Raw genomic sequence first — 1,552 nt, 5'->3', positions numbered from 1 at the left:
CGCTCATAATCTGTTCGATTGCCTAACTCATCCGACCTGGTGTCAAATCACTCCGCCTAATACAAGGAGTGGCATAATAATGAATAATATCAATAAATTAGTTCTGGCTATCGGATTCACTCTCACCACCTTCCCGACCCTGGCGGCGGGCTTCCAGTGCAAGGACCACGTCAAGCTCGGGGTCCCCAGCCAATCCAGTCAGCTGTTGTGTCGGGACGGTTACGCCGCAGGTTACAACTATGACACCAAGGTCTCTGACTGGGTCTCCTATCGGATGACGGCGACCAGCGCCCAGGGGCCGGTACCGCGCAAGGACGCCTTCGCCGAAGACAGGGAGGTGCCGGTGCAGTACCGCGCCACCCTGGCGGACTACAAGGGCTCGGGTTATGACCGCGGCCATCAGGCCCCCGCGGCGGACATGCGCTCCACCGCCACCACCATGAAGCAGAGCTTCCTGCTGACCAACATGACTCCGCAGTTGCCGGCGCTCAATCAGGGGGCCTGGCGCATTCTGGAGGAGAAGACCCGCCAGTGGGCCATTGCCTATCAGGATGTTCAGGTGATCACAGGCCCCATCTTCACCAACTCCGATGGCGCTATCGGCAACGGTGTGACTGTGCCCCACGCCTACTATCGGGTGGTGATGGACGTGGCCAACCAGAAGGCGATCGCCTTTGTCCTGCCGCAGCAGAACGTGTCGGCCAGCCGGCTTGCGGATTACATAGTGACTGTGGATGCGGTGGAGGAGCTGACAGGGCTCGATTTCTTCGCCGAACTGCCGGATGAGCAGGAAGAGGCCATGGAATCCCGGCTGATGGCCATGTGGGGCAATTGATCCACCCCTATGACAACAGGGGCCTAGACCCCTGCTGTCAGTCGTTCAGATCGTCACCGATTTTCTTGACAATATTCCGGGTACCATGACCGATTTCACGAGCCACATCCCGGGTGGTGTGGCCAATCTCTCGGGTTACGTTGCGGGTAGTATGCCCCACGGTTCTGCCCGCCTCCTTGATGTCGGCACAGCCGCCGGTCACTGCGCCCAGGGTCAGACCGAGTGCCAGCAGTGCCATATAGTTAGGCGTCATGTGTGTTCCTTCTCGTTTCATCATTTAAATGCCGATGTCGGCATTATGGCCTCGTGTGCAGCGGGCGGGCAACCAGCAGGGTATGGCCCGGGCCCGGGATCTCATGCTCCTCCTCCACGTGGAAATTAGCCTCGCGCAGGCACTGGTACATCTGTTTGGAGTGATAGAAGCGGCTGTTACCGTTGGCCAGACAGGTGAAGTAGAGGGAGGTGGCGTTGAGACTGAAACTGGCGGCCTCGAAGGTCTGCCTGTCCCAGAACAGCTCTAGGATGCAAACCCGTGCATCGGGTTGCATGGCCATCCGGATCCTGTTCAGAATGGCGACTATCTGTTCGTGACTGAAGCAGTCGAGGAACTGGCTCATCCACCAGAGATCGGCCGCGCCGGGCAAGGTGCACGCTTGCAGCAGATCCACCGGATGGCCCTGCACCCGAGCCGTCAGTCCCGCCTCTTCAATATTCAGA

The 1,552-nt window shown here is 59.1% G+C and carries 3 protein-coding genes; 1 reads left to right on the top strand and 2 read right to left on the bottom strand.

What is annotated here, in order from left to right:
* Positions 1–79: 79 nt before the first annotated feature.
* Complete coding sequence (locus AAC083_RS12535; protein ID WP_108536782.1) at positions 80–835, top strand: DNA/RNA non-specific endonuclease; 756 nt, start codon at positions 80–82, stop codon at positions 833–835.
* Between the two features lie 37 nt (positions 836–872).
* Here AAC083_RS12535 and AAC083_RS12530 read toward each other — a convergent pair whose 3' ends face one another.
* Both AAC083_RS12530 and AAC083_RS12525 read right to left on the bottom strand, forming a co-directional pair.
* Positions 873–1,088: a hypothetical protein gene (locus AAC083_RS12530; protein ID WP_108536781.1), complete on the bottom strand. Its 216-nt coding sequence runs from the start codon at positions 1,086–1,088 to the stop codon at positions 873–875.
* Between the two features lie 43 nt (positions 1,089–1,131).
* Positions 1,132–1,552: methyltransferase (locus AAC083_RS12525; RefSeq protein WP_258224681.1), on the bottom strand; the 421-nt coding region annotated here is incomplete at its 5' end.

Origin of the sequence: Aeromonas sp. HMWF014, assembly GCF_963878295.1 — a bacterium.
GTDB classification, from domain to species: domain Bacteria; phylum Pseudomonadota; class Gammaproteobacteria; order Enterobacterales; family Aeromonadaceae; genus Aeromonas; species Aeromonas popoffii.
Note: the sequence above shows the minus strand (reverse complement) of the source record. Positions and strands in the feature narration are given on the sequence as shown.

Coding starts and splice junctions, on each gene's coding strand:
- AAC083_RS12535 (WP_108536782.1), top strand. CDS start 80: ATGAATAATATCAATAAATTAGTTCTGGCTATCGGATTCACTCTCACC.
- AAC083_RS12530 (WP_108536781.1), bottom strand. CDS start 1,088: ATGACGCCTAACTATATGGCACTGCTGGCACTCGGTCTGACCCTGGGC.